This window comes from Citrobacter telavivensis (assembly GCF_041807075.1).
In the GTDB taxonomy this organism is placed as follows: domain Bacteria; phylum Pseudomonadota; class Gammaproteobacteria; order Enterobacterales; family Enterobacteriaceae; genus Citrobacter_A; species Citrobacter_A telavivensis.
Window position 1 is genome coordinate 102,130 of the sequence record NZ_JBGUBF010000001.1, and the last position, 24,206, is coordinate 126,335.

At 56.1% G+C, this 24,206-nt stretch carries 14 protein-coding genes; 6 read left to right on the forward strand and 8 right to left on the reverse strand.

Annotated elements, in window-relative coordinates; all coding sequences use genetic code 11:
- Positions 1–58: 58 nt before the first annotated feature.
- Positions 59–3,967 carry an autotransporter outer membrane beta-barrel domain-containing protein gene (locus tag ACERJC_RS00495; RefSeq protein ID WP_373670803.1) on the forward strand — a complete coding sequence of 1,303 codons (3,909 nt, stop codon included), beginning with the start codon at positions 59–61 and terminating at the stop codon, positions 3,965–3,967.
- A gap of 1,113 nt (positions 3,968–5,080) precedes the next feature.
- Here ACERJC_RS00495 and fbpC read toward each other — a convergent pair.
- From fbpC to ACERJC_RS00525, 6 genes are all read right to left on the reverse strand, one after another.
- On the reverse strand, positions 5,081–6,127 hold the full coding sequence (gene fbpC / locus ACERJC_RS00500) for a ferric ABC transporter ATP-binding protein (protein ID WP_152405715.1): 1,047 nt from the start codon (positions 6,125–6,127) through the stop codon (positions 5,081–5,083).
- An 11-nt stretch (positions 6,128–6,138) separates the two neighbouring features.
- Positions 6,139–8,217: an ABC transporter permease gene (locus ACERJC_RS00505; protein ID WP_286632531.1), complete on the reverse strand. Its 2,079-nt coding sequence runs from the start codon at positions 8,215–8,217 to the stop codon at positions 6,139–6,141.
- A 139-nt stretch (positions 8,218–8,356) separates the two neighbouring features.
- The gene (locus ACERJC_RS00510) at positions 8,357–9,388 is read right to left on the reverse strand and encodes an ABC transporter substrate-binding protein (RefSeq protein ID WP_152405713.1); all 1,032 of its coding nucleotides are present in this window, start codon (positions 9,386–9,388) and stop codon (positions 8,357–8,359) included.
- On the reverse strand, positions 9,385–10,713 hold the full coding sequence (uhpC, locus tag ACERJC_RS00515; protein ID WP_284554162.1) for an MFS transporter family glucose-6-phosphate receptor UhpC: 1,329 nt from the start codon (positions 10,711–10,713) through the stop codon (positions 9,385–9,387). The genes ACERJC_RS00510 and uhpC overlap by 4 nt, the downstream gene beginning before the upstream one ends.
- A gap of 60 nt (positions 10,714–10,773) precedes the next feature.
- Positions 10,774–12,315, reverse strand: a complete 1,542-nt coding sequence (locus ACERJC_RS00520; RefSeq protein WP_371895238.1) for an MASE1 domain-containing sensor histidine kinase — start codon at positions 12,313–12,315, stop codon at positions 10,774–10,776.
- Entirely contained in the window at positions 12,315–12,944 is a 630-nt protein-coding gene (locus tag ACERJC_RS00525; RefSeq protein ID WP_152405710.1) for a response regulator transcription factor, read from the reverse strand. Before ACERJC_RS00525 ends, ACERJC_RS00520 begins: the two co-directional genes overlap by 1 nt.
- Before the next feature lie 1,183 nt (positions 12,945–14,127).
- Between ACERJC_RS00525 and tauA the strand changes: the two genes are divergently transcribed.
- The 4 genes from tauA to tauD are packed head-to-tail and all read left to right on the forward strand — an operon-like array spanning position 14,128 to position 17,541.
- Positions 14,128–15,090 carry a taurine ABC transporter substrate-binding protein gene (gene tauA / locus ACERJC_RS00530; protein ID WP_373670804.1) on the forward strand — a complete coding sequence of 321 codons (963 nt, stop codon included), beginning with the start codon at positions 14,128–14,130 and terminating at the stop codon, positions 15,088–15,090.
- 11 nt (positions 15,091–15,101) lie between these two features.
- A complete protein-coding gene (tauB, locus tag ACERJC_RS00535; protein WP_152405707.1) occupies positions 15,102–15,869 on the forward strand; it encodes a taurine ABC transporter ATP-binding subunit in 768 nt (255 codons plus the stop codon).
- Positions 15,866–16,693 (forward strand): taurine ABC transporter permease TauC, encoded by an 828-nt coding sequence (gene tauC / locus ACERJC_RS00540; RefSeq protein WP_373670806.1) that lies wholly within the window; start codon positions 15,866–15,868, stop codon positions 16,691–16,693. The genes tauB and tauC overlap by 4 nt, the downstream gene beginning before the upstream one ends.
- Positions 16,690–17,541, forward strand: coding sequence for a taurine dioxygenase (tauD, locus tag ACERJC_RS00545; RefSeq protein ID WP_152405706.1), 852 nt, complete (start codon positions 16,690–16,692; stop codon positions 17,539–17,541). The genes tauC and tauD overlap by 4 nt, the downstream gene beginning before the upstream one ends.
- A gap of 410 nt (positions 17,542–17,951) precedes the next feature.
- Here the strand turns inward: tauD and olsF are convergent, their stop codons facing one another.
- Both olsF and hemB read right to left on the reverse strand, forming a co-directional pair.
- Positions 17,952–19,652, reverse strand: coding sequence for a bifunctional ornithine lipid synthase OlsF (gene olsF, locus ACERJC_RS00550; protein WP_373670807.1), 1,701 nt, complete (start codon positions 19,650–19,652; stop codon positions 17,952–17,954).
- 121 nt (positions 19,653–19,773) lie between these two features.
- Positions 19,774–20,748: a porphobilinogen synthase gene (hemB, locus tag ACERJC_RS00555; protein ID WP_178823375.1), complete on the reverse strand. Its 975-nt coding sequence runs from the start codon at positions 20,746–20,748 to the stop codon at positions 19,774–19,776.
- A gap of 510 nt (positions 20,749–21,258) precedes the next feature.
- On the opposite strand from hemB, the gene ehaB reads away from it, so the two are divergent.
- Entirely contained in the window at positions 21,259–24,180 is a 2,922-nt protein-coding gene (gene ehaB / locus ACERJC_RS00560; RefSeq protein ID WP_373670808.1) for an autotransporter adhesin EhaB, read from the forward strand.
- Positions 24,181–24,206: the final 26 nt, after the last annotated feature.

Consider the following 24,206-nt stretch of genomic DNA (forward strand, 5'->3'; position numbering starts at 1 on the left):
GATTTAACAAGAGTAAGAAATTAACTTAATTTTGTGAAGATTAGCAAGGGAGTTATTCATGCAACATTTTCGCAGAAACCAGATAGCCTTATTGATCGCATCGATCTTCATATCATCCGCACCGGCAACAGGCGCCACGATTCATGTTGATGGTTCATTTCCATATACGGCGCAATCCAACACAGGGACTCACGGGGTTAATGGCGGCAGTGAAGGCGCCGGCGCCGGGTATGTCTTATCGCCGAACCCGGAAACTACCGCGGCGGATAACAGCGTAAGCGTCGGTAGTGGCACCACGATAACCGGCGGTAATGGCTACGCGGGCGGCGATGGCGGCGATGGAATGTCCGGTAATAGTGTAACCATCAGCAACAGCGGAAAGATTATTGGTGGTGAGGGTAGCTATAGCGTTAGCGGCAGTGGCACAGGTGGTGTGGGAATATCGGGTACTGACCTGTCGATAACCAATTCTCGTACCGGCTCCATCACCGGTGGCGAAGGGGATAGATATTCCGCTAGCGGTGCGGGTATCTCTGGTAACCGTCTCATGATAACCAACGATGGTGCGATTACCGGAGGCGATGGCAGTTACGGCTATGATGACTACAGCGGGACGAGCGGTATTGGCGGCGCTGGCATATCAGGTACCGATCTGACGATTATTAATACTTACCGTATTACCGGTGGTGACGGTGATTCCAGTGGCAAGGGAGGCGATGCCATATCGGGTTCCGCGCTGACCATCACCAACAGCGGCGCTATTCTCGGCGGCGGAGGGGGATATGGTTATGATGGGGTTGAAGGTGGCAATGCCGGTGCCGGAATTACCGGCAGTAATATGGTCATCGACAATCTTGCCCGTGGATCAATTACGGGTGGTCGAGGCAATTCCAGACGATTAGGGGGCGATGCTATATCAGGTTCCGCTCTGACCATAACCAACGGCGGATCCATTGTCGGCGGCGAAGGGGGATATGGCTATGGAGCGCTCGGTGGCAATGCCGGGGCGGGAATATCGGGTACCAGTCTGAGAATCACCAACGGCGGATCCATTGTCGGTGGCGAAGGGGGGTTTAGCGGCGGAGGCAATGGAGGCAATGGAGGCAATGGCGGCAATGCTGGCGCTGGAATATCGGGTAGCGAGATCATCCTTGATAATTTAGCCGGAGGTTCTATTACCGGCGGTCAAGGCGGCAGTGGCGGTTCGGACGGCCTCGGTGGCGCCGGAATGCCTACCGCAGGCGGCACGGGAATACTTGGCGATAATCTGACCATCACCAACGGCGGCTCCATTACCGGTGGTGAAGGGGGGTTTGCTGGCGGCGATACGACAAGCCCTGACGGCGCAGACGGCGGTGCGGCTATATCCGGTCGCAATCTGACCATCAGTAATCTGGCTGGTGGCACCATCACTGGCGGAGAAGGCAATTACAGCGGCAGCAGAAATAATACTAACACCAGCGACGGCGGCAACGGCGGCGTCGGAATATTCGGTGACAGCCTGAGGATTAACAACAGCGGTTCTATCGTCGGGGGTAAAGGCAGTTTCGGCAGCAACGGCGGCGCTAACGGTGCAGGTGGCGCAGCGATATCCGGCAGCAACCTGGCGATAATCAACAACAGCGCTATCACCGGAGGTGCACCCTACAGGAGCGGTGGCGAAGCGGGGGCGGCTATCAGTCTTACCGGCGGCAGCAATCTGCTGACGCTGAATACCGGCTCGACGATCACCGGCGATGTCAGGCTGGCAGACGGTACGAGCGACAGCGCGACAACGTTGCAGCTCGTCAACAATGATGCGGCAAACCGGGCCATCAACGGTAATCTGACGGTGGGTCAGGCGGCCAGCATGACGTTGACGGAACGTCCCCTTGAATTTTCCGGTAACGCGTCGTTTGCCGAAGGGGCGTCGCTCACCCTTGGCGAAGGCGTCAGCCTCAAGGCGGCGTCTCTCTCGGTTGGTGATAACGCATCGCTGAATGCCAATATCAGTCACTGGGATATGCACGACATTCTGCTGGTTGAAACCACCAACGGTATTACGGGCGCGTTTTCTTACAGCAATGCTCTTGTGGCGGGCATGAACCAGCCGGACTTCGCCTATATCAACACCGGCGCCCGGACCATCCAGTATTCCCTGTACTGGAATGGCCAGGATTCCGATGCGCACGGGACGTTCACGCTTGATGAGGGCAGAACCTTCGATCTCGGCGTCGCCCTGGCTGACAATACGGCGCACGTCAACCCGGCCTGGGACGGTAAAAGCCTGACCAAAGCGGGGGAAGGCACGCTGATACTGTCAGCGGAAAATAGCTATACGGGGTCGACCTATGTCAGCGAAGGCATGCTGAAGACGACGACGGCGAATGCATTCGCCAATACCTCCGGCGTAACCGTCGGCGAGGAAGGGACGCTTAACCTGAACGGCAACAGCCAGACTGTCAACGCGTTGGATAACCGGGGAACCCTGCTGATTGATGACTATGGTGTTCCGCCTTCTTCCCCTCTTAGCGTCATGCTGACTGGCGACGTGACTAACAGCGGCAATATTATTCTCAACAACAGCGCAACCAGCGCCGGGAATACGCTGACCATCAATGGCGACTATGTGGGTAACGGCGGTAATCTTTCGCTGGGCACCGTTCTCGGCGGCGACAGCAGCCTGACGGATAAGCTGGTGGTTACCGGCAACGCGACCGGTACGACCTATGTGCAGGTTAGCAATGAGAATGGCTCAGGGGCGTTGCTGCATGAAGGGATTAAAATCATTGAAACCGGGAGCTCTACGGCAGATGCCTTTGTACAACGAGGCCGTATCGTGGCGGGAAGCTATGAATATCACGTGAAGCAGGGAACGGCTTCCGGTAGTGACAGGAATAACTGGTATTTAACCAGTCTGACGGACACTCCTGATCCTGACGACTCCTCTGATGTTGTTAACAACGATCGGCCTGCACCAGGCGATTCCTCTGATGCAGTCCACATCTATCGCCCTGAGGCAGGAAGCTATGCCAGCAACCTGGCGGCAGCGAATACGCTGTTTAACACCCGGCTGCAGGACCGTCAGGGAGGAGCATGGTATACCGACCCCGCTACCGGGGAACGCCATATGACCAGCTTGTGGCTGCGCACGGCAGGCGGGCGCAACAAGAGCCGGATGTCTGACGATCAGAACACATCCTCGTCCAACCGCGTTGTCGTGCAGGTCGGCGGCGCGTTGCTCCAGGGCAGCGCGAACGGTACCGATAGCTATCAACTGGGCGCAATGGCGGGCTATGGTAAGCAGGATAACGACACCCATAACAGGCTCTCAGGCTACGGTTCTCGTGGCGAGGTGAGCGGCTACAGCGCCGGTTTGTACGGAACCTGGTACCAGAACGCCGTGGATAAAACCGGGCTGTATGTCGATTCCTGGGTACTCTATAACTGGTTTGATAATACGGTTAAAGGTGATGAGATTGCTCAGGAGCGCTATAAAAGCAAGGGGCTGACGGCGTCGCTGGAGTCGGGTTACGCTTTCCACATGGGGTCATTCACGACGGCAGGCGACATAGAAAGTAACGTCTATCTTCGCCCACAGGCGCAGGTCACCTGGATGGGGGTGAAGGCTAACGACCATACCGAGAAAAATGGTACGCGGGTTCAGGGCCAGGGTGACAATAATATTCAGACCCGTCTGGGCATGCGCCTTTACGCCAATGGAAAAAGCGCCACGGAAAAAGGAACCGTACGCGAGTTTGAACCCTTTATCGAGGCGAACTGGATACACAACACGAAGCAGTACGGCGTCAGGATGAATGACACGAGTACTTCCCTGCAGGGAAGTCGAAACGTCGCTGAGGTGAAAGTGGGCGTCGAGGGGCGGTTGACCCAGGATCTCAGCGTGTGGGGCAACGTGGCTCAACAAATGGGTAATAACGGCTTTCACGACACGAGCGGCGTGCTGGGGATAAAATACCAGTTCTAACCGTCCGATATGCCTCCCGTCAACCCGGCTGAGAAGCCGGGTTGACGTTTTATTCTTACCGCCACGTTGCGCGGTAAATATTCACTGAAATTTGCGAATACCTTTCTGTTATCACTCCGTTGTATGAACAATTGCGCAGCATTCCCACTTTCGTCTTAGTGTCGCTCTGCTTTGCCACTGCCAGAGTATAGATAACCCCCTGATCTGGAGGCGTTATGAGCTGGCGACCTATTCTGTTCCTTATTGTTAACCCATTCCCGCTATTAAGCGCGCCGCGCGGACGGCTGCGGCTGGTACAGGGTTAACGGGATCAACGTAGGCCTGATAAGCGTAGCGCCATCAGGCATGCGTCATGTCATTTCTGAGAAGGGTTCCGTTCGCCTTATGTTCATTGCTTCTCTGGAAACAACTCACCCGCGAACGTGTTAAGGGCGTTCTCCGCCACGCCCTTAACAACCCCGGCTCCCGGCGAGGAAAATCGCCACGTTGTGGTCCATTCGCCTTATGCCGTCTGCCTTTCGGGTCGGGGCCGAGCCTGCATCCCTGCAGGCCGTCCCCTCCGCCCGCTTCCCTGCGGGCGGACCCGGTCAGCCGTCAACGGCTCATCGATTTTCACGCCGGACCAACGGCATCGCTTCAATTCTCTGCTCTACAAACAAGTTCTTTTCGCTTTGAGCACCAGTAAACCGCTCAGGTGGTCAGGTGTGGATTGGTCCGGCTGAAAATTGCCGACGTGTTTCCGGAGGGCAGGGGGAACCCGCAGGGATGCGGGTTCAGGGCGCGCGAAGCAGGGATGCTGAGTCGCGCCCGACCCGGTAGCCCGGAGGAATAAGCGGAGGACAAAATTGCCGGGAGCAATTTTGAACAGCACTTGTGCTGGCCCCGAAGGGGTGAGCCCCATGGATGGGGCGAATAATTCGCGAAGCGACAATTTTCCCGGCCGGGAGCCTGGGTTGCAAGGGAGGCGGCGGCGAGCCTCCCTTGCCCGTTCACGTACACGATAATTCCAGAGAGGCGACGCACATAAGGTGAACGGAAAGATCTCCCTGGTAAACATATACAGCGGTTGCCGGATGGCGCTTACGCTTCTCCGACATCGAAAACATCGAAAACCTACGCGGCGTCCGCTAACACAAACATCCCGTACGGATGGATTTCGAGGAAATACTGCTCGCCAATATCCGGTTGCAGACGAGTGGCGTTGACCTGTAACAGAATTTCCTGCCCATGCCACTCCACCGTCACCTCATACTGCGGTCCCATATAGGCCACATGCCGAATCACACAGCGCTGACTCTCCTCGCCGCGATCGCTTAAGGTAATCGCTTCCGGGCGTACGCCCACGGTACCCTTACCCTGGGCTGCAAAGTGCGCGGGGCGGGGCAGGCGATAGCCGTAGATATCGACCGCGTCATCGCTAAAATGGGCCGGGAACAGGTTAGCGTCGCCCATGAAGCTGGCCATAAAGCGGGACGCAGGCTGACGATAAAGATCCTGCGGCGACCCGATCTGCATGATATGCCCCTTGTTCATCACCAGCACGGTGTCGGAAACCGCAAAGGCTTCGCTTTGATCGTGGGTAACGTACAGCGAGGTGATATCAAACTGCTTTTGCAGCTCACGGATCTTATCGCGCATGCTGCGGCGCAGGTTGGCGTCGAGGTTACTCAGCGGTTCGTCAAACAGCAGCACCTTCGGTTTGAGGATCAGCGCGCGCGCCAGCGCCACGCGCTGCTGTTGGCCGCCGGAAATCTGATCCACATAGCGGTCCTCGAATCCTTCCAGATCGACCATCGCCAGCGCTTCTTTCACCCGCGTCTTCACATCGGCGCGCGACACGCCCAGCATCTTCAGACCGTAGCCGACGTTTTCTCCCAGCGACATATGCGGGAACAGGGCATACGACTGGAACACCATACAGATATCACGCTGCTGAATAGAGCGATGGGTGACGTCCTCGCCATCAATAAAAATCTGCCCTTCGCTTGGTTTTTCCAGACCGGCGACCAGCCGCAGAATCGTGGTCTTGCCACAGCCGGACGGACCAAGCAGCGTCACCATCTGCCCTTGCGGGATGGTGAGATTGATATTGTCGATGACCGTGTTACTGCCGAATCGTTTGGTGACGTTGCGCAGTTCAACGAAATTTTTCTGACTCATAGTGCGCTCCATTACGCCTGGTTTTTGGCTTTAGACCGGGAGATACGTGCTTCCCCAATCAGCCAGTCAAAGATGAAAATAATCGCCAGCATCACCACGATCAGAATCGACCCGTAGGCTATCGCCACGCCGTATTCACCGTCTTCCACACGGTTCAGGATGTAGGCCGTTGCCACGCGGGTGTCTGGCGTGACGAGGAAGACAATGGCGCTGACGGTCGTGATGGCGCGCACGAAGCTGTAGATCAGCGCCGAGAGAATAGCCGGACGCAGTAGCGGCAGCAGAATGTGCGTAATGGTGCGTAAGCTCCCGGCACGCAGACTGAGCGAGGCTTCATCCAGTGATTTATCGATCTGGCCGAGTCCGGCGATCCCGGCGCGAATACCGACCGGCACGTTACGCATCACCATCGAGATAATGACAATGGCCGCGGTGCCGGTGAGGTACACCGGGGCGCTGTTAAAGGCAAGGATGTAAGAGACGCCCGCCACGGTGCCCGGTACGGCAAAACACAGCATGGTGGTGAACTCGATGGTCTTTTTGCCTTTGAACTGCTGGCGCACCACAACCCAGGCGATCAGCAGGCCGAAGGCGGCGGTGATCGGCGCGGCAATTCCGGCATACAGTAGGGTATCGAGCAGCGAAGGCCATGCGCCGTCGCTCATCCCCTGACCAAACAGCTTGATAAAGTTATCCAGCGTCAGGGTGTAGTCCACGCCCCAGTTCACGGTGAAACTGCCGTAGAAAATACTGCCGTAGAGCAGGGCGTTAAAGGCAATCCATATCGCCAGGATAGCGACCACGCTCCAGACCAGGGTGACCGGCAGCGGCTGCACGTCGCCACGGTATGATTTCCCGGAGACGGTGACGTAAGAGCGCTTGCCAATCCACATGTACTGTACGCAGAACACCAACAGCGAGAACAGCAGCAGGAAGGCACCGAGGGTACTGGCAGCCTGGTAATCGAGCTGTGAACCGGTGATGTAGAAGTAAATTTGCGTCGCCAGCACATCGAAGTTGCCGCCGAGCACCAGCGGGTTACTGAAGTCGGCCAGCGACTGGACAATAACAATTAAGAACGCATTCGCCAGCGCCGGTTTCAGCAGGGGGACAAACACGCCGTTAAACGTCTGCCAGCGACTGGCGCGCAGGGTGTATGACGCCTCTTCCAGCGACGGGTGAATGGTTTTGATCGCGCCGTCGAGGATCATAAACGCCATTGGGGTAAACGCCAGCACCTGCGCCAGCCAGATGCCGGTAAACCCGTACAGCCAGTTGGTGTTGGTCAGCCCGAACCACTCCACCATCAGTTCGGTCACGTAGCCAGAACGGCCCATCATCAGCGTAACGCCCAGCCCCACGACAAACGGCGGCGTGACGATCGGCAGGATTGAGAAGATACGACCGATAACAGCGCTGCGTTGGGCGATACGGGTGGTGTAAATGGCCAGCACCAGGCCGAAGAAGGTACAGCCGACGCCCACGGCAATCGACAGGGCGATAGAGTTGAGGATCACCTGAATGATATGCGCCTGCGACAGCACATTCATAAACGCCAGCGGCGCGAACGCCCCTGCGTCATTGGTGAACATCGGGATGAAAATGGCGATGCTCGGCCAGACGATAAAGATGCCGATGAGCGCCACGATGGTGACCAGCGAACCGATCACAAACCGGTCGCCGCCCAGCCATTCGAGGCGGGTCAGCGCCAGGGTCATGATTGCGCCCAGTGCGACAAACAGCACGATGGTGGCGTAGCCTAAACCGCGCCCTTCAACGGTCGCGCTGATGACGATAAAAGCGATGCACAAAAAGGCCCAACTGGCATCGAAGTAGTGGCGGCTACGCTGTTCGCGTCTGGCTTCGTGGAACGGGCGCACCAGCAGCAGGCCTGGCAGCAGATACCATAGCCAGCTGATATTGAACTGTGACCAGCCGTAGGCCTCGAGGATTTCATCGCCCGTGGACTCCAGCAGACCGTAATCCAGGCTCCAGCTCGGCAGCAGGACGAAGGCCAGCCAGCCGAGTAAGACCCAAAGGAATATCGCATCCCGCTTTTTCACGGGATGGAGTGCAAGTGTGTGTGACATACGTTTTCCGCTGTTCAATCCCGAGTAGGCCGGATAAGCGTGAGCGCCATCCGGCATTCAGGGTGACGATGATTGCCGGGTGGCGGCGTTGCCTTACCCGGCCTGCGTAACCTTAACGTCAGGAAGTCATCGTGTGAGCTTATTTACCCATCTTCACTTCGCTGACCCATTTATTGATCAGCGCCTTACGGACGTCAGTTGAGCCGTATTTATCCATGTCGTAGTTGATAAGCTTCAGGTCGTCGAGTTTCAGCGAGTTCGGCGAGGTTTCGGCGGTGGTGTTGGTCAGGATCTGATAGGACTTACCTTTCTTCCACGCCAGTTCCTGTGCGTCTTTCGACAGTACCCAGTCGACGAACAGTTTGGCATTGTCGAGGTTGCGTGCCCCTTTCAGGATGCTGACGCCGCCGATCTCATAGCCAGTACCTTCACACGGAGAAATCAGCTCCAGCGGCGCGCCCTGTTCTTTTTCCAGCGAGTAGTCGTGCAGGAAGCCGATGCCGATGGCCGTTTCACCGCGGGCGGCGTTACGCGCCGGGGCAATACCAGATTTGGTGTACTGCGAGACGTTGGCGTTCAGCTGTTTCAGGTAATCAAAGGCCTGATCTTCCCCCCACAGCTGGGCAAACGTCGCCAGCGCGGTGTAGGCAGTGCCGGAGCTTTGCGGGTCGGCAATCTGAATTTCGCCTTTGTATTCCGGTTTGGTCAGATCTTTCCAGCATTTCGGCACCGGCAGATTTTTCTCTTTCAGGCGCTGGGTGTTGACGCCGAAACCGAGGATCCCCACGTAGACCGCCGACGAGAGGTTGCCCTTCACTTTCGCCGGATCGCGGAATTTCTCCATCACCTGTTCCAGGTTCGGGGATTTGTACGGCTGCAGCAGACCCATTTCACCGGCCTGCGACTGCGGGTCCAGCGTGCCGCCGTACCAGACGTCAGCCTGTGGGTTTTTCTTCTCGGCATCGACCTTCGCCAGCGTGCTGCCGGAGCCGTTGCGGATAAACGACGTTTTCACGTCATATTTATCGCCAAAGGCTTTGGTTTCTGCTTCGCACATCTCGTTGGTGGCGCTGCAATAGACCACCAGACGACCTTTGGCGTGCGCCGCGCCCGATAAGGTCGCCAGCGCAACGGCGGAGGCAATCAGAGTAGAGGTAAGGGTCATTTTCATTGTTTTATCCTTTGACTGAGAGTGGTGGTGATGCCCGCCATCAGCAGCGGCATCAGCAGTAAACCCATAAGTACCGCGACGACCGAGAGCAAACTGAACATTCCCGACCAGCCGTAGCGTTCAATGACCAGCGACAGAGGCCAGCCCGCCAGCGCTGCCCCCAGATAGGCGAACAGGCCGAGAAAACCCGTGATTGAACCTGCCGCCGCTTTGTGTCCACATTCCACCGCCGCCAGGCCAATCAACATTTGTGGGCCAAAGACAAAAAAGCCCACCGTAAAGAAACAGACTGCCAGCAGGGCGTAATGATGAACCGGCGCCAACCATAGCGCGGCGACGGAGACCATCAGTCCCAACGTAAACAGCAAAATCATTGGCGCCCGCTGACCGCTAAACAGCAGGTCCGAACCCCAGCCAGCAAACAGCGCGCCGAGAAGACCGCCAACTTCAAACAGCATCACCGTGGCGTTGGCGCTGAGCAGGTTGACGCCGTGACTTTCCGTCAGCCAGATGTTGCCCCAGTCGTTGAGCGCAATGCGGATCAGATAGACCAGCACATACGAAACGCCCAACAGCCAGATCATCGGGTTTTTCAGCATCGTGGTACGCAGCATTTGCCACAGCCCCATCGGCGGACTCTGCTGCTCCTGGCGCAATTCCAGCGGATCGTTACGCCAGTTGCCGACGGACGGTAACCCCTCTTCCTGGGGCGTGCCCTTTAGTTGCAGCGTTAACCAGATTCCCAGAGCCATGCTGATTATCCCTGGCATCAGCATCGCGGCCTGCCAGCCCCACCAGTGAGCGGCGAAGGCGCTGATTAGCGGGATAATCGCCCCGCCAATGTTGATAGACATATTCCAGCAGCCCCACCAGAAGCCGCGTTCGTTGCGCGAGTACCAGTGGGTCAGCAGGCGGGCGCAGGGGGGCCATCCCCAGCCCTGAAAAAATCCGTTGAGCGTCCAGACCGCCAGCAGTAGCGTCAGCGACTCACCAAAGGCAAACACCACGTTCAGCAGGCCGGTGGCGAACAGGCCTACGCCCATAAACCCACGCTGTCCGTGGCTGTCATGCCACAGTCCGGCAGTAAATTTCGACAGGCCGTAGGTCAGATAAAACAGGGAACCCAGTAGCCCAATGTCGCTTTTATCCAGCCCGAGATCGGTTTGCAGCGCTGGCAGCACGTAGTTCACGCTTTTACGCGTCAGATAAAACGCGGCGTAACCGATGACCATGCACATCAGCAGTCGCGGACGCAGCGTGCGGTAACGTTGATTGATTTCAGATGCTGCGCCTGCGTGCATAGCCGTCTCCGTTTTGCTGACTATAAGAAAGAGAAATCAAAAGGGGATGAGAGAAAGTCCGGAGTGACTAGGACTTTTTCCTGGTCAGAAGGCGATTTGTTGCAAATTTGTGGGCAAGTTAACACTTACCCGCGTACCGTGCCGCGACTCCAGCGCCAGTTCGCCCCCGAGGGCGCTGACCCGCTCGCGCATCCCCTGAATGCCAAAACCGGCCATTTTGTCGGCACTGATCCCCACACCGTTGTCGGTCACGTCCAGATGCAGCACCTCTCCCTGCTGACGCAGGACAATCCGCACCTCGCTGGCTCTGGCGTGTTTACAGACGTTGTTGAGCAACTCCTGTAACAACCGGTAGAGAGTGAAGCGCACCGTTTCATTTTCGGGCGTGGCGGTGAGTTGATAATCAAACTGGCAGCGAATACCGCGCTCTGTAAAGGCAAACTCGTTGAGCAGATGGAGCAACGCCTCTTTGAACGACAGTTCGTCCAGCGCGGGGGGGCGAAGCTGGCGCAACAACTGGCGGGTAGAGTGGTGGATCCGTCGGGCGAGATCGTTGATCTGGCTGGCGGCGGCCTGGGCTTGCGCCGGATCGTGCGCCCGTTTCACCAGCTGCGACTGGATCTGAATGGCGGTGATGTTCTGTCCAATCTCGTCATGCAGCTCGCGCGCCAGGCTCTTGCGCGTATCTTCTTCGGTATGCACCAGCTTCTCGGCCAGCGCCCGCCGCGCCGCCAGTTCCGCCTCCAGGCGCTGGCGGTAATGGTGCAGGTTTTGCGCCAGATGTTGCTGACGGCTGATAGCGATCCCCAGACCAATACCGAGCAGCGACTGCGTCGCGAGAAAGATCTCCAGTTCAACCAGGTTGCTGAACCCCACGCCGACCTGGCGGGCGATGGTGATCATCATGCTGCCCAGCAGCCCCGAGAGCACGCCGCCCTGCCAGCCGAACTTCCACGCCATGACTACATTGGGCAGAAACACCACGATCAGCAGCAGGCGCTCAATCTCTGGCGACAGCACCATCTGGGTACCAATGCCAATGATAAAAAACAGACTGCACCAGATGATTAACGAGGTACGCAACGGCGGATTATTGGTGTCCAGCCCCAGCAGGTGATAGCGATGCTGCTGGCGCAGAAACTCGAAGATCAGATAGACAAACGGCGTCAGCAGTACCCCACCGGTAAATGATGCCAGGCCGAGCAGCATCGCCGGACTTTTGACAAACGGTGACAGCAGGGCGGCGTTGAGCAATGAGGCCGCCGTTACCGTGGCCAGCAGCAGCGTCAGCCGCTGCCAGTAAAGGGGGAAACGGTACCAGAAGGTCTGCGCGAGACTGGCAGGGATCACGCTGATGAGCGGCGTGGCCAGCAGGATATAGCCATTGAGCAGTTGCTCACTGTGCAGCCAGAGCAGCATCAGCATCGGCGGCAGCACCAGCGCGGGCCAATAGCGGCGTGAAAGCAGGATCAACAGCGCCAGATAGACACCGTGCGGCAGGAACAGCGCCGCCTGCTGGCCGTTATGGGTCAGATAAAAACCGAGCGTCCACAGCATCAGCCAGCCGGTGCCCCATGCCAGCACAATAAACAGCGAGATGACGGCGTGGCGGAGGTTGCGTGACATCAATGCCCCGCCAGCAGTTGGTGGTCGAGGGCGAAATGGACCAGCTCAATGGTGCTATGGCAGTTCAGTTTGCCCAGCACGTTGGCACGATGGACATGCACCGTTTTATGGCTGAGATCGAGTTTAAAGGCGATTTCCTTAACGCTGTCGCCTTTGATCAGTAAATCAAACACTTCCCGTTCGCGCGGGGTCAGTTCCGCCAGCACGGGTGATGATGGCTCGCCGCCGCGCAACGCCCGCAGCGCATCGGCGCAGAGATAATGCCCGCCCAGGCCAACGGAACGAACGGCCTGCACTAACTCTTCCGGCCCGCAGCGTTTGGTCAGATAGCCGCTGGCACCCGCATCCAGCGCGCTCTGCACGAAGGTCGGCGTGTCATAGATACTGAGAATAATGGCGCGAAATTGCGGCCTCTGTGCCCGCAAGCGTTTCAGTAAGCTCAGACCATTTTCGTCCGGCATGGCGATATCCATCACCGCAACGTTAACGTCGTCGCGCAGTAAAGCAGGCCAGGCTTCCGCTGCGCTGCTGAACTGGCCTGCGACGTCGAGGTCTTCTTCGAGACTGAGTAATTGCGCAAAGCCAGAACGCACCACCACATGGTCGTCCACCAGCACCACACGTATCATGATTTTGCTCTCTTGCCGGATAATGACTCTATGATGCCTGGCGCCGCTGCGCTGGCAATCAATCAGGTACAGTTATGGAATGAATGTAACAAAATGGCAATATTTGGGGGCGCAGGGGCAGGCGTTTTCATGTGACTTCGGTAAAAGGTTCCGTTCGCCCTACAAGCAGTGCTTTTCTGGACGTAAACCTCCCGCGAACGTGTTAAGGAGGCTCGCCGCCGCCTCCTTAACAATCCAGGCTCCCGGCGGGAAAATTGTCGCTTCGCGAATTATTCGCCCCATCCATGGGGCTCACCCCTGCGGGTTCTCCCGGCCCTGCGGAAACACGTCGGCAATTTTCAGCCGGACCAATCCACACCTGACCATGATTGCGGTTTGCCTTTTTAACAGCGAAAAGAATTTGTTTGTAGAGCAGAGAATTGAAGCGATGCCGTTGGTCCGGCGTGAAAATCGATGAGCCGTTGACGGCTGACCGGGTCCGCCCGCAGGGAAGCGGGCGGAGGGGACGGCCTGCAGGGATGCAGGCTCGGCCCCGACCCGAAAGGCAGACGGCATAAGGCGAATGGACCACGACGTGGCGATTTTCCTTGCCGGGAGCCGGGATTGTTAAGGGCGTGGCGGAGAACGCCCTTAACACGTTCGCGGGTGAGTGTGTTCCAAAGAAGCAATACACACAAAGCGAACGGAACCCTTCTCCATATCGACATATAAGGAGATACCTCGGCTGCAGGGATGCAGGCTCGGCCCCGACCCGAAAGGCAGACGGCATAAGGCGAATGGACCACGACGTGGCGATTTTCCTGCCGGGAGCCAGGATTGTTAAGGAGGCGGCGACGAGCCTCCTTAACACGTTCGCGAGAAATTTACGTCCAGAGAATCACGGTTCGTAGGGCGAACGGAACCCTTCTCCACAGCGACATGTAAACACCTGACCCACGGTAAGAAACATAAGACGAACGGAACACTTCCCAGAAACGACATGACGCATGTCAACAGCCCATGCCGGATGGCGCTACGCTTATCCGGCCTACGACACTACATCTCTCTCAACATGCGCAAAATCGCTAACCATTCCCGCTTTTTTTCTAAAAACGCTTTGTTCTTAGCAAGAATTTTTAATTCCTTTATCAAATCCGGTCGCAACGAAATACTGCCTCCATAACAAGACAAGGGAGCAGACAATATGGCACGTTCATCGCGTAATACACTTCTTGCCGCACTGGCATTCATCACCTTTCAGGCGCAGGCGGTGAACGTCACCGTCGCGTATCAAACCTCCGCCGAGCCGGCAAAAGTGGCGCAGGCGGATAACACCTTCGCCAAAGAGAGCGGGGCTACCGTCGACTGGCGTAAATTCGACAGCGGCGCGAGCATTGTGCGCGCCCTGGCCTCCGGCGATGTGCAGATCGGCAATCTCGGCTCCAGTCCACTGGCGGTTGCCGCCAGTCAGCAGGTGCCGATCGAGGTTTTCCTGCTGGCATCAAAACTCGGTAACTCCGAAGCGCTGGTGGTGAAGAAAAGTATCAGCAAACCCGAGGACCTGATCGGCAAACGCATCGCCGTGCCGTTTATCTCCACCACCCACTACAGCCTGTTGGCGGCACTGAAACACTGGGGGATCAAACCCGGTCAGGTGGAGATTGTGAACCTGCAGCCGCCGGCGATTATCGCCGCCTGGCAGCGCGGGGATATTGACGGGGCTTATGTCTGGGCTCCCGCTGTTAACGCTCTGGAAAAAGACGGCAAGGTGCTGACCGACTCGGAAAAAGTTGGCGAGTGGGGCGCTCCGACTCTCGATGTGTGGGTGGTGCGCAAAGACTTTGCCGAGAAGTATCCGGAAGTGGTGAAAGCCTTCGCGAAAAGCGCTATCGACGCGCAGCAGCCTTATATTGCAAATCCCGACGAATGGCTGAAACAGCCGGAGAACATCAGCAAGCTGTCGCGCCTGAGCGGCGTGCCGGAAGCCGATGTGCCGGGACTGGTGAAAGGTAATACCTATCTCACACCTCAGCAGCAGACGGCGGAGCTGACCGGACCGGTGAACAAAGCGATTATCGACACCGCGCAGTTTCTGAAAGATCAGGGCAAGGTGCCTGCGGTAGCAAGCGATTACAGCCAGTACGTCACCGATCGCTTCGTGCAATAAAGGAGGCGCTGATGCTGCAACTCTCTCATCTGTATGCCGATTACGGCGGTAAACCGGCGCTGGAAGATATTAATCTGACGCTCGACAGCGGTGAACTGCTGGTGGTATTGGGGCCGTCGGGATGTGGCAAAACGACGCTGTTGAACCTGATTGCCGGATTTGTGCCATATCAGCACGGCAGTATTCAACTGGCAGGTAAACGCGTCGACGGACCGGGAGCGGAGCGCGGCGTGGTGTTTCAGCATGAAGGGCTGCTGCCGTGGCGCAACGTGCAGGATAACGTCGCGTTGGGCTTGCAACTGGCCGGCATCGGGAAAGCGCAGCGTGTCAGCATCGCGCAGGAAATGTTGAAAAAAGTGGGGCTGGAGGGAGCGGGAAAACGTTTTATCTGGCAGCTTTCCGGCGGTCAGCGCCAGCGCGTTGGTATTGCCCGCGCGCTGGCGGCGAATCCGCAGCTGTTGTTACTGGATGAACCTTTTGGCGCGCTGGATGCCTTTACCCGCGAACAGATGCAAACCCTGCTGCTGAAACTCTGGCATGAGACCGGCAAGCAGGTGCTGCTGATTACGCATGATATTGAAGAAGCGGTGTTTATGGCGACCGAACTCGTGCTGCTGTCCCCAGGACCTGGCCGGGTACTGGAGCGTTTGCCGCTGACCTTTGCCCGCCGTTTTGTGGCAGGTGAAGCGAGCCGCAGCATTAAGTCCGATCCACAGTTTATCGCGACCCGCGAATACGTCTTAAGCCGTGTCTTTGAACAACGGGAGGCCTTCTCATGAGTGTGGTGATCAACGACAAACCGCGCCAACGGCCGCTGAAGTGGCGCTGGCCGTTCTCGCGCCAGATAACCCTGAGCCTTGCGACGCTGACGGTGATTCTGGCGGTGTGGTGGACGGTTGCGGCGCTGCAACTGATAAGTCCCCTGTTTTTGCCGCCGCCGGACCAGGTGCTGCAAAAGCTTATCACCATCGCCGGACCGCAAGGATTTATGGATGCCACGCTGTGGCAGCATCTGGCTGCCAGCCTGACCCGCATCGTGCTGGCGCTGCTGGCCGCGGTGGTTTTCGGCATTCCGGTCGGGATTGCGATGGGGCTCAGCCCGACGCTACGCGGCATTCTCGATCCGATAATTGAGCTTTATCGTCCGGTACCTCCGCTGGCCTATTTGCCGTTGATGGTGATCTGGTTCGGGATTGGTGAAACGTCCAAGATCCTGCTGATCTACCTGGCAATTTTTGCCCCGGTCGCGATGTCTGCGCTGGCCGGCGTGAAGAGCGCCCAGCAGGTGCGGATCCGCGCCGCCCGATCGCTGGGCGCGAGCCGGGCGCAGGTGCTGTGGCTGGTTATCCTGCCGGGCGCGCTGCCGGAGATCCTCACCGGATTACGCATTGGACTCGGCGTGGGCTGGTCAACGCTGGTGGCAGCGGAGCTGATTGCGGCAACGAGAGGGTTAGGCTTTATGGTGCAGTCGGCCGGTGAGTTTCTGGCGACCGATGTGGTACTGGCAGGGATCGCGGTGATTGCGATTATCGCTTTTATTTTAGAACTGGGTCTGCGCGCGCTTCAGCGCCGCCTGACGCCCTGGCATGGAGAAGTCCAATGAGTGAACGTCTGAGCATTACCCCGCTGGGGCCGTACATCGGCGCGCAGATCGCGGGGGCGGATTTGACCCGTCCGCTGAGCGACAATCAGTTTGAGCAGCTTTACCATGCGGTACTGCGACATCAGGTGGTGTTCCTGCGTGAACAGGCTATCACGCCACAGCAGCAGCGCGCGCTGGCTCAGCGCTTTGGCGATCTGCACATTCATCCGGTCTATCCCCATGCCGAAGGCGTGGAGGAGATTATCGTGCTGGATACGCACAACGATAATCCACCGGATAACGATAACTGGCACACCGATGTCACCTTTATTGAGACACCGCCTGCCGGGGCGATTCTGGCGGCAAAGGCGTTACCGTCAACCGGCGGCGATACGCTGTGGACCAGCGGCATTGCGGCGTATGAGGCGCTGTCGGAACCGTTTCGCCAACTGTTGAGCGGTCTGCGGGCGGAACATGACTTCCGTAAATCCTTCCAGGAATACAAGTACCGTAAGACAGAAGAGGAGCATCAGCGCTGGCGTGAAGCGGTGGCGAAGCATCCGCCGCTGTTGCATCCGGTGGTTCGAACCCATCCGGTGAGTGGTAAGCAGGCGCTGTTTGTCAACGAAGGTTTCACCACGCGCATTGTCGATGTGACGGAAAAAGAAAGTGAGGCGCTGCTCGGCTTCCTGTTCGCGCATATTACGAAACCAGAGTTTCAGGTGCGCTGGCGCTGGCAGCCAAATGACGTGGCTATCTGGGATAACCGCGTGACGCAGCATTATGCCAATGCCGATTACCTGCCGCAGCGGCGCATCATGCACCGGGCGACGATCCTGGGGGACAAACCTTATTTTCGCGCGGGCTGATTGCCTGCTGACGCTTTGCTTATCAGGCCTGTGAAACGGTAGGGCTGATTGCCTGATGGCGCTTTGCTTATCAGGCCTACGAAATGGTAGGGCTGATTGCCTGATGGCGCTTTGCTTATCAGGCCTGTGAAATTGTAGAGCTGATTGCCTGATGGTGCTTTGCTTATCAGGTCTGTGAAACGGTAGGGCTGATTGCCTGATGGTGCTTTGCTTATCAGGCCTGTGAAACGGTAGCTCTGATTGCCTGATGGCGCTTTGCTTATCAGGCCAGTGAAATGGTAGGGCTGATTGCCTGATGGCGCTTTGCTTATCAGGCCTGTGAAACGGTAGGGCTGACTGCCTGATGGTGCTTTGCTTATCAGACTTACGAACTGTAGGCCGGGTAAGGCGAAGCCGCCACCCGGCAAAAATCACAGGTGCTCACCAATATAGCGCTGATAGCGGTTAGCCTTCAGATACGTTAAATCCACCAGCACCAGACCATCTACACAGTGGTTAAAATCCGGATCGCTGCCGAAATCGATAAACTGCACGCCGCCGGGTTCGCAGAGCTCTGAGTATTGTTTATAGAGCGGTGGAATGCCGCAGCCAAGATTGCCCAGCAGCGACTTCAGCCGCGTCAAATCGTCGTGATAATCGTTGCCCGCAAACTGTGCCAGCACATCCGGCAACGAAGCGGGATACGGCTGGCGCGAAACGGCCAGCGGATGCGTCGGCGGGAACCATAGTCGATAGAAGGCCACCAGCAGATCGCGCGCATCCGGCGGCAATCCCCCGGAGATAGACACCGGCCCGAACAGGTAACGATACTGCGGGTTACGTGCCAGCCAGGCACCGATTCCGGACCAGAGATAATCCAGCCCGCGACGTCCCCAATAGCGCGGCTGAATAAAGCTGCGTCCCAGTTCAATACCGTGCTGCATGATGTCCGACATCCGCTCGTCGTAATCAAACAGACTGTGGCTGTAGAGTCCCTCCAGCCCCTGCTTTTTCTGCTGCTGCGCACAGGGAATGAACCGGTAAGCACCGACGATCTCAAGGTCTTCCTCGTCCCATAAGATCAGATGCAGATAGTCATCATCGTAGCGATCGATATCCCTGCGTTTGCCGCTACCCTCACCAACGGCGCGAAAAGCGATTTCACGCAGTCGCCCCAACTCGCGCAGGATCGTCGCTTCCTCCTGCCCGTTGCGCTGCCAGAGGTAAATCTGCTTGCCATCGGCGGTTTGCCCCAGACATTCCGTTCGTGCCAGCTCGCGTTTCAGCCGGGCTCTGTTTTCCGGTGGGGCGATCGTCGATTCGGTGCGAAAAACGCCAGGTCGGCCTTTGCCCAACGCAATCACATGCTTTCGACACTTTTCCGCCTGTTCGCGAACGTTGCTTTTGCTCGCGGACCACTGTGTCCAGGCAATCTGTTGACCGATGCGTACGGGCAGCGTGCTATCGCGACGGCGAAACATTTGCTGCATTAACAGCAGCAGCGTGGCGCTGGAAGAAACCAGCCCGCAGGCATAGAACAGCGGACTGTTGTAGGCCTGGATATGCACCGGTAGCAGCGGCGTCCGGTACTTTTCCGCCATGCGAATAAACCCGGAATGCCAGCGGCGTTCGGCGATCCCTTGCAGCGTCAGCCGTGAGACTTCACCCGCCGGGAAGAAAACCAGCGCGCCGCCAGCCTGCAGGTGGCTATCCATTTGCTGTAACGACGATTTTGGCGTCCGTCCCTGAATATTGTCTACCGGGATGAACAGCGAGCGCAGGGGTTCCAGATGAGAAAGCAGTCGGTTGGTCACCACTTTGATATCACGACGCACGCGGGAGAGTGCATAGATGAGCGCCAGTCCGTCCAGCGCGCCGGTGGGGTGGTTGGCGATAATCACCAGGGGGCCATTTTCGGGGATGTTTTCGATGTGATGCTCGGGGATTTCACAGCGTATTTGTAGATGCTCCAGGACCTGTTCCACCATATCGACGCCTTTCAGATGACGGTGGCGGGCGGCAAACTGCTGGAACTCTTTTTCATACAATACGCGCTGAAGCATCTTTTTTTGCCAGGGCGCGGTCCTCGCCTCAGGCCAAAGGTCGTTGAGTACGTTATCGAGACTAAACATAGCCGCATCTCCTTCTGTTCTGTGCTGACAGTAGAAGCGGCAAGTGTCGCTTGTATGACGTTTGGGTGACGTTTTGGGGAAGGGCCGGATGGCAAGACCACCCGGCAGGGTAACGGAAAAATTAACGCAGGAGTTTCTTCTCTGCCAGATCCAGTGCGAAGTAGCTGAAGATCAGATCCGCGCCAGCGCGTTTGATGGCACCTAAACTTTCCAGAACCACTTTTTCTTCATCAATGGCGCCCGCCATGGCGGCAAATTTGATCATCGCATATTCACCGCTGACCTGATACGCGCCGAGCGGCAGTTCCGTGCGCTCGCGGATATCACGCAGCACGTCCAGATAGGCACCCGCCGGTTTTACCATCAGGCAGTCCGCGCCCTGCGCTTCATCAAGCAGCGATTCACGAATCGCTTCACGACGGTTCATCGGGTTCATCTGATAGGTTTTGCGATCGCCTTTCAGCGCGGTGCCTGCCGCTTCACGGAACGGACCATAGAACGAAGAGGCAAATTTGGTGGAGTAGGACATGATGGCCGTGTCGGTAAAACCTGCCGCATCCAGCGCCTGGCGAATCGCCTGCACCTGACCATCCATTGCGGCGGAAGGGGCGATGAAGTCTGCACCTGCAGCTGCGGCGACAACGGCTTGCTTACCGAGGTTTGCCAGTGTTGCATCGTTATCCACGCCGTGTTCGCAGAGCACGCCGCAGTGACCGTGGGAGGTATATTCGCAGAAGCAGGTATCTGACATCACGATCATTTCCGGTACGGTCTGCTTGCAAATGCGCGACATCCGCGCCACCAGCCCGTCTTCCTTCCAGGCGTCGCTACCGGTGTCATCAGTATGGTGAGAGATGCCAAAGGTCATGATGGAACGGATGCCGGCGTGGGCAATGCGTTCGATCTCGCGCGCCAGGTGTTTCTCCGGGATGCGCATGACGCCGGGCATGGCCTCAATCGCTTTGTAGTCGTCGAGTTCTTCTTCAACAAAGATCGGCAACACCAGATCGTTCAAGCTGAGTGTTGTCTCTTCAAACATGGCGCGCAGCGCTGCAGATTTGCGCAGACGGCGAGGGCGATGGATTAAGTCTGTCATGAGATGCCTGATGTTTGTGAAATTGAAGGCCATAGTATACCTGAAGCCGTGTGCGAGTGTTTTACGAAAATGGGCCTTATGGTTTTGTTTTATTGATAAATAAATGGGATAGCCTGGCAATTTTTTATATGAATAGCTAAATATTTATATTTGAATATTTTATTTCTTTTCTTTGTTTATTTTAAATATCTATTTATTTAAATGTGCTGATATTTAAGTTTAGTGGGTTTTTATTTATTAATTATTGTCAATTATCGCTGTGCTAAGTATTGATTTACTATATGAGTTCTGCTTTTCATTTTGATTTATTATATTGATTTGTATAGATTTTTATATTTTTCAATTAAGCGTTTTCCTGGTTTTTATTATTGTCCGTTTTCGGACTGCAGGGAAAGAATAATTGAACCTTTCACTGGAGACACCGCATAATCCTCCTTGCGAAACATAATGTTTTCTATGCATTGATATTTGATGGATCAACACTATTACGTCCCTGAGGAGGGATGACAAATGCACTCCTGGAAAAAGAAACTTGTAGTCTCACAATTAGCATTAGCCTGCACTTTGGCAATCACTTCTCAGGCGAATGCTTCAACGGATATTTCTGGCAAGACTTACACCACATTTGACCACTATAACGATGCGACGAACCCGGATGGTGTGTACTACGATGGTTACGTCGGCTGGAATAACTACGGCACCGACAGCGTGTATAACGGAGATATCTATCCGGTAATCAATAACGCGACCGTAAACGGTGTGATTTCAACTTACTATCTGGATGATGGTCTTTCTACCAACACCAATAGCAACAGCCTGACGATTAAAAACAGCACTGTACACGGAATGATTACGTCTGAGTGCATGACGAGCGAATGCGCTGATGGTCGTGATACGGGCTATGTTTACGATCGTCTGGCGCTCACCGTTGATAACTCAACGATCGACGATAACTACGAACATTATACCTACAACGGTACCAATACTGACGGCACCGCAGATACGCACGTTGTTGATGTCTACGACATGGGCACTGCGATCACCCTGGATCAGGAAGTTGACCTGTCTATCACCAACAACTCTCACGTGGCAGGCATTACGCTGACTCAGGGTTACGAGTGGAGTGATGTTGACGACAACACCGTTAGCACGGGCGTGAACAGCAATGAAGTGTTCAATAACACCATTACGGTGAAGGACTCTACCGTGACCTCTGGTTCATGGTCAGATGAAGGGACTTCAGGCTGGTTCGGCAATAACGGTAACGCAAGCGACTACAGCAATACTGCGACGGCTGATGACGTTGCGATTTCCGCCATTGCGAATCCGTCTGCAGATAATGCAATGCAGACGACGGTTAATCTCAGTAATTCGACCCTGATGGGCGATGTGGTTTTCTCCAGCAACTTCGACGAAAACTTCTTCCCGAACGGCGCGGACAGCTATCGTGATACCGACTCGACTGTCGATACTAACGGCTGGGATGGTACTGACCGCATGGATGTTACCCTGAATAACGGTAGCAAATGGGTCGGTGCGGCGATGTCTGTGCATCAGGTGGATACCGATGGTGACGGCGTTTACGACGGTGTTGCCGCGGGTACCGATGCTACCGCTACGTTGATCGACATTACCGCGAATAGCCTGTGGCCATCGTCTACCTATGGTATTGACAATGCCGGCACCGCTTATGATGAAGATGGCCACGTTGTTGGCAACGAGGTTTATCAAAGCGGCCTGTTCAATGTCACGCTGAACGGCGGTTCTGAGTGGGATACCACTAAAGCCTCTCTGATTGATACTCTGAGCATCAACAGCGGTTCTGTGGTGAATGTTGCCGATTCTTCACTGGTTTCTGACACCATTGCGTTGACCGGCGGCGCCGCGCTGAACATCAGCGAAGACGGTCATGTGGCAACGGATACTCTGACTGTCGATAACAGTACTGTCACCATCGCTGATGATGTGGCTGCAGGCTGGAGCGTAGGTGATGCTGCACTGTATGCCAACACTATCAAGGTCACAAATGACGGTGTTCTGGATGTCGGTAACAGTGCGGACTATGCGCTGCAGACGGATACCCTGAATCTGACCAGCACGACCGATACGAATGGCAATGTGCATGCCGGTGTATTTGATATTCACAGTAACCACTATGTGCTGGATGCCGATCTGACCAACGATCGTACCGCAGACACCACGAAGTCTAACTATGGTTACGGTGTGATCGCCATGAATTCCGATGGTCACCTGACCATTAACGGTAACGGTGATGCATACAGCGCTGATCAGTCTGAAGTGGACAATGCGGGCGACAATGTTGCTGCGGCAACCGGCAACTACAAAGTGCGTATCAACAACGCCACCGGTGAAGGCGCCATCGCAGATTACAAAGACAAAGAGCTGATCTACGTTAACGATAAGAACAGCACCGCTACCTTCTCTGCCGCGAACAAAGCAGACCTGGGCGCGTACACCTATCAGGCCCAGCAGCAGGGCAACACCGTTGTTATGCAACAGATGGAGTTGACCGACTACGCTAACATGGCGCTGAGCATTCCGTCTGCGAATACCAATATCTGGAACCTGGAGCAAGATACGGTTGGGACGCGTCTGACCAACTCTCGTCATGGTCTGGCGGATAACGGCGGCGCATGGGTCAGTTACTTCGGCGGCAACTTCAACGGCGATAACGGCACCATTAACTACGATCAGGATGTCAACGGCATCATGGTGGGTGTGGATACCAAAGTTGATGGTAACAACGCGAAGTGGATTGTCGGTGCGGCGGCGGGCTTCGCGAAAGGCGACATGAGCGACCATACCGGTCAAGTGGATCAGGACAGCCAGTCTGCCTATCTCTACTCTTCAGCTCGCTTTGCCAATGACATCTTTGTAGATGGCAACCTGAGCTACTCTCACTTTAACAACGATCTGTCTGCCAATATGAGCGACGGTCAGTATGTTGATGGCAGCACCTCTGCGGATGCATGGGGCTTCGGTCTGAAACTGGGTTACGACTGGAAAGTGGGTGATGCGGGTTATGTTACTCCATACGGCAGCGTGTCTGGCTTGTTCCAGTCTGACGATGGTTATCGCCTGAGCAACAACATGCAGGCTGATGGTCAGTCTTACGACAGCATGCGCTATGAACTGGGTGTGGATACCGGTTATACCTTCACCTACAGCCAGGATCAGGCGCTGACGCCTTACTTCAAACTGGCCTACGTGTATGACGATGCGAACAACGATGCTGATGTCAACGGCGACTCTATCGACAACGGCACCGAAGGTTCAGCGGTTCGTGTTGGTCTGGGTACGCAGTTCAGCTTTACCAAGAACTTCAGTGCCTATACCGATGCGAACTACCTCGGTGGTGGCGATGTTGATCAGAATTGGGCGGCCAACGCGGGCGTTAAATATACCTGGTAATCATTCCCTTACGGAAATGGATATAG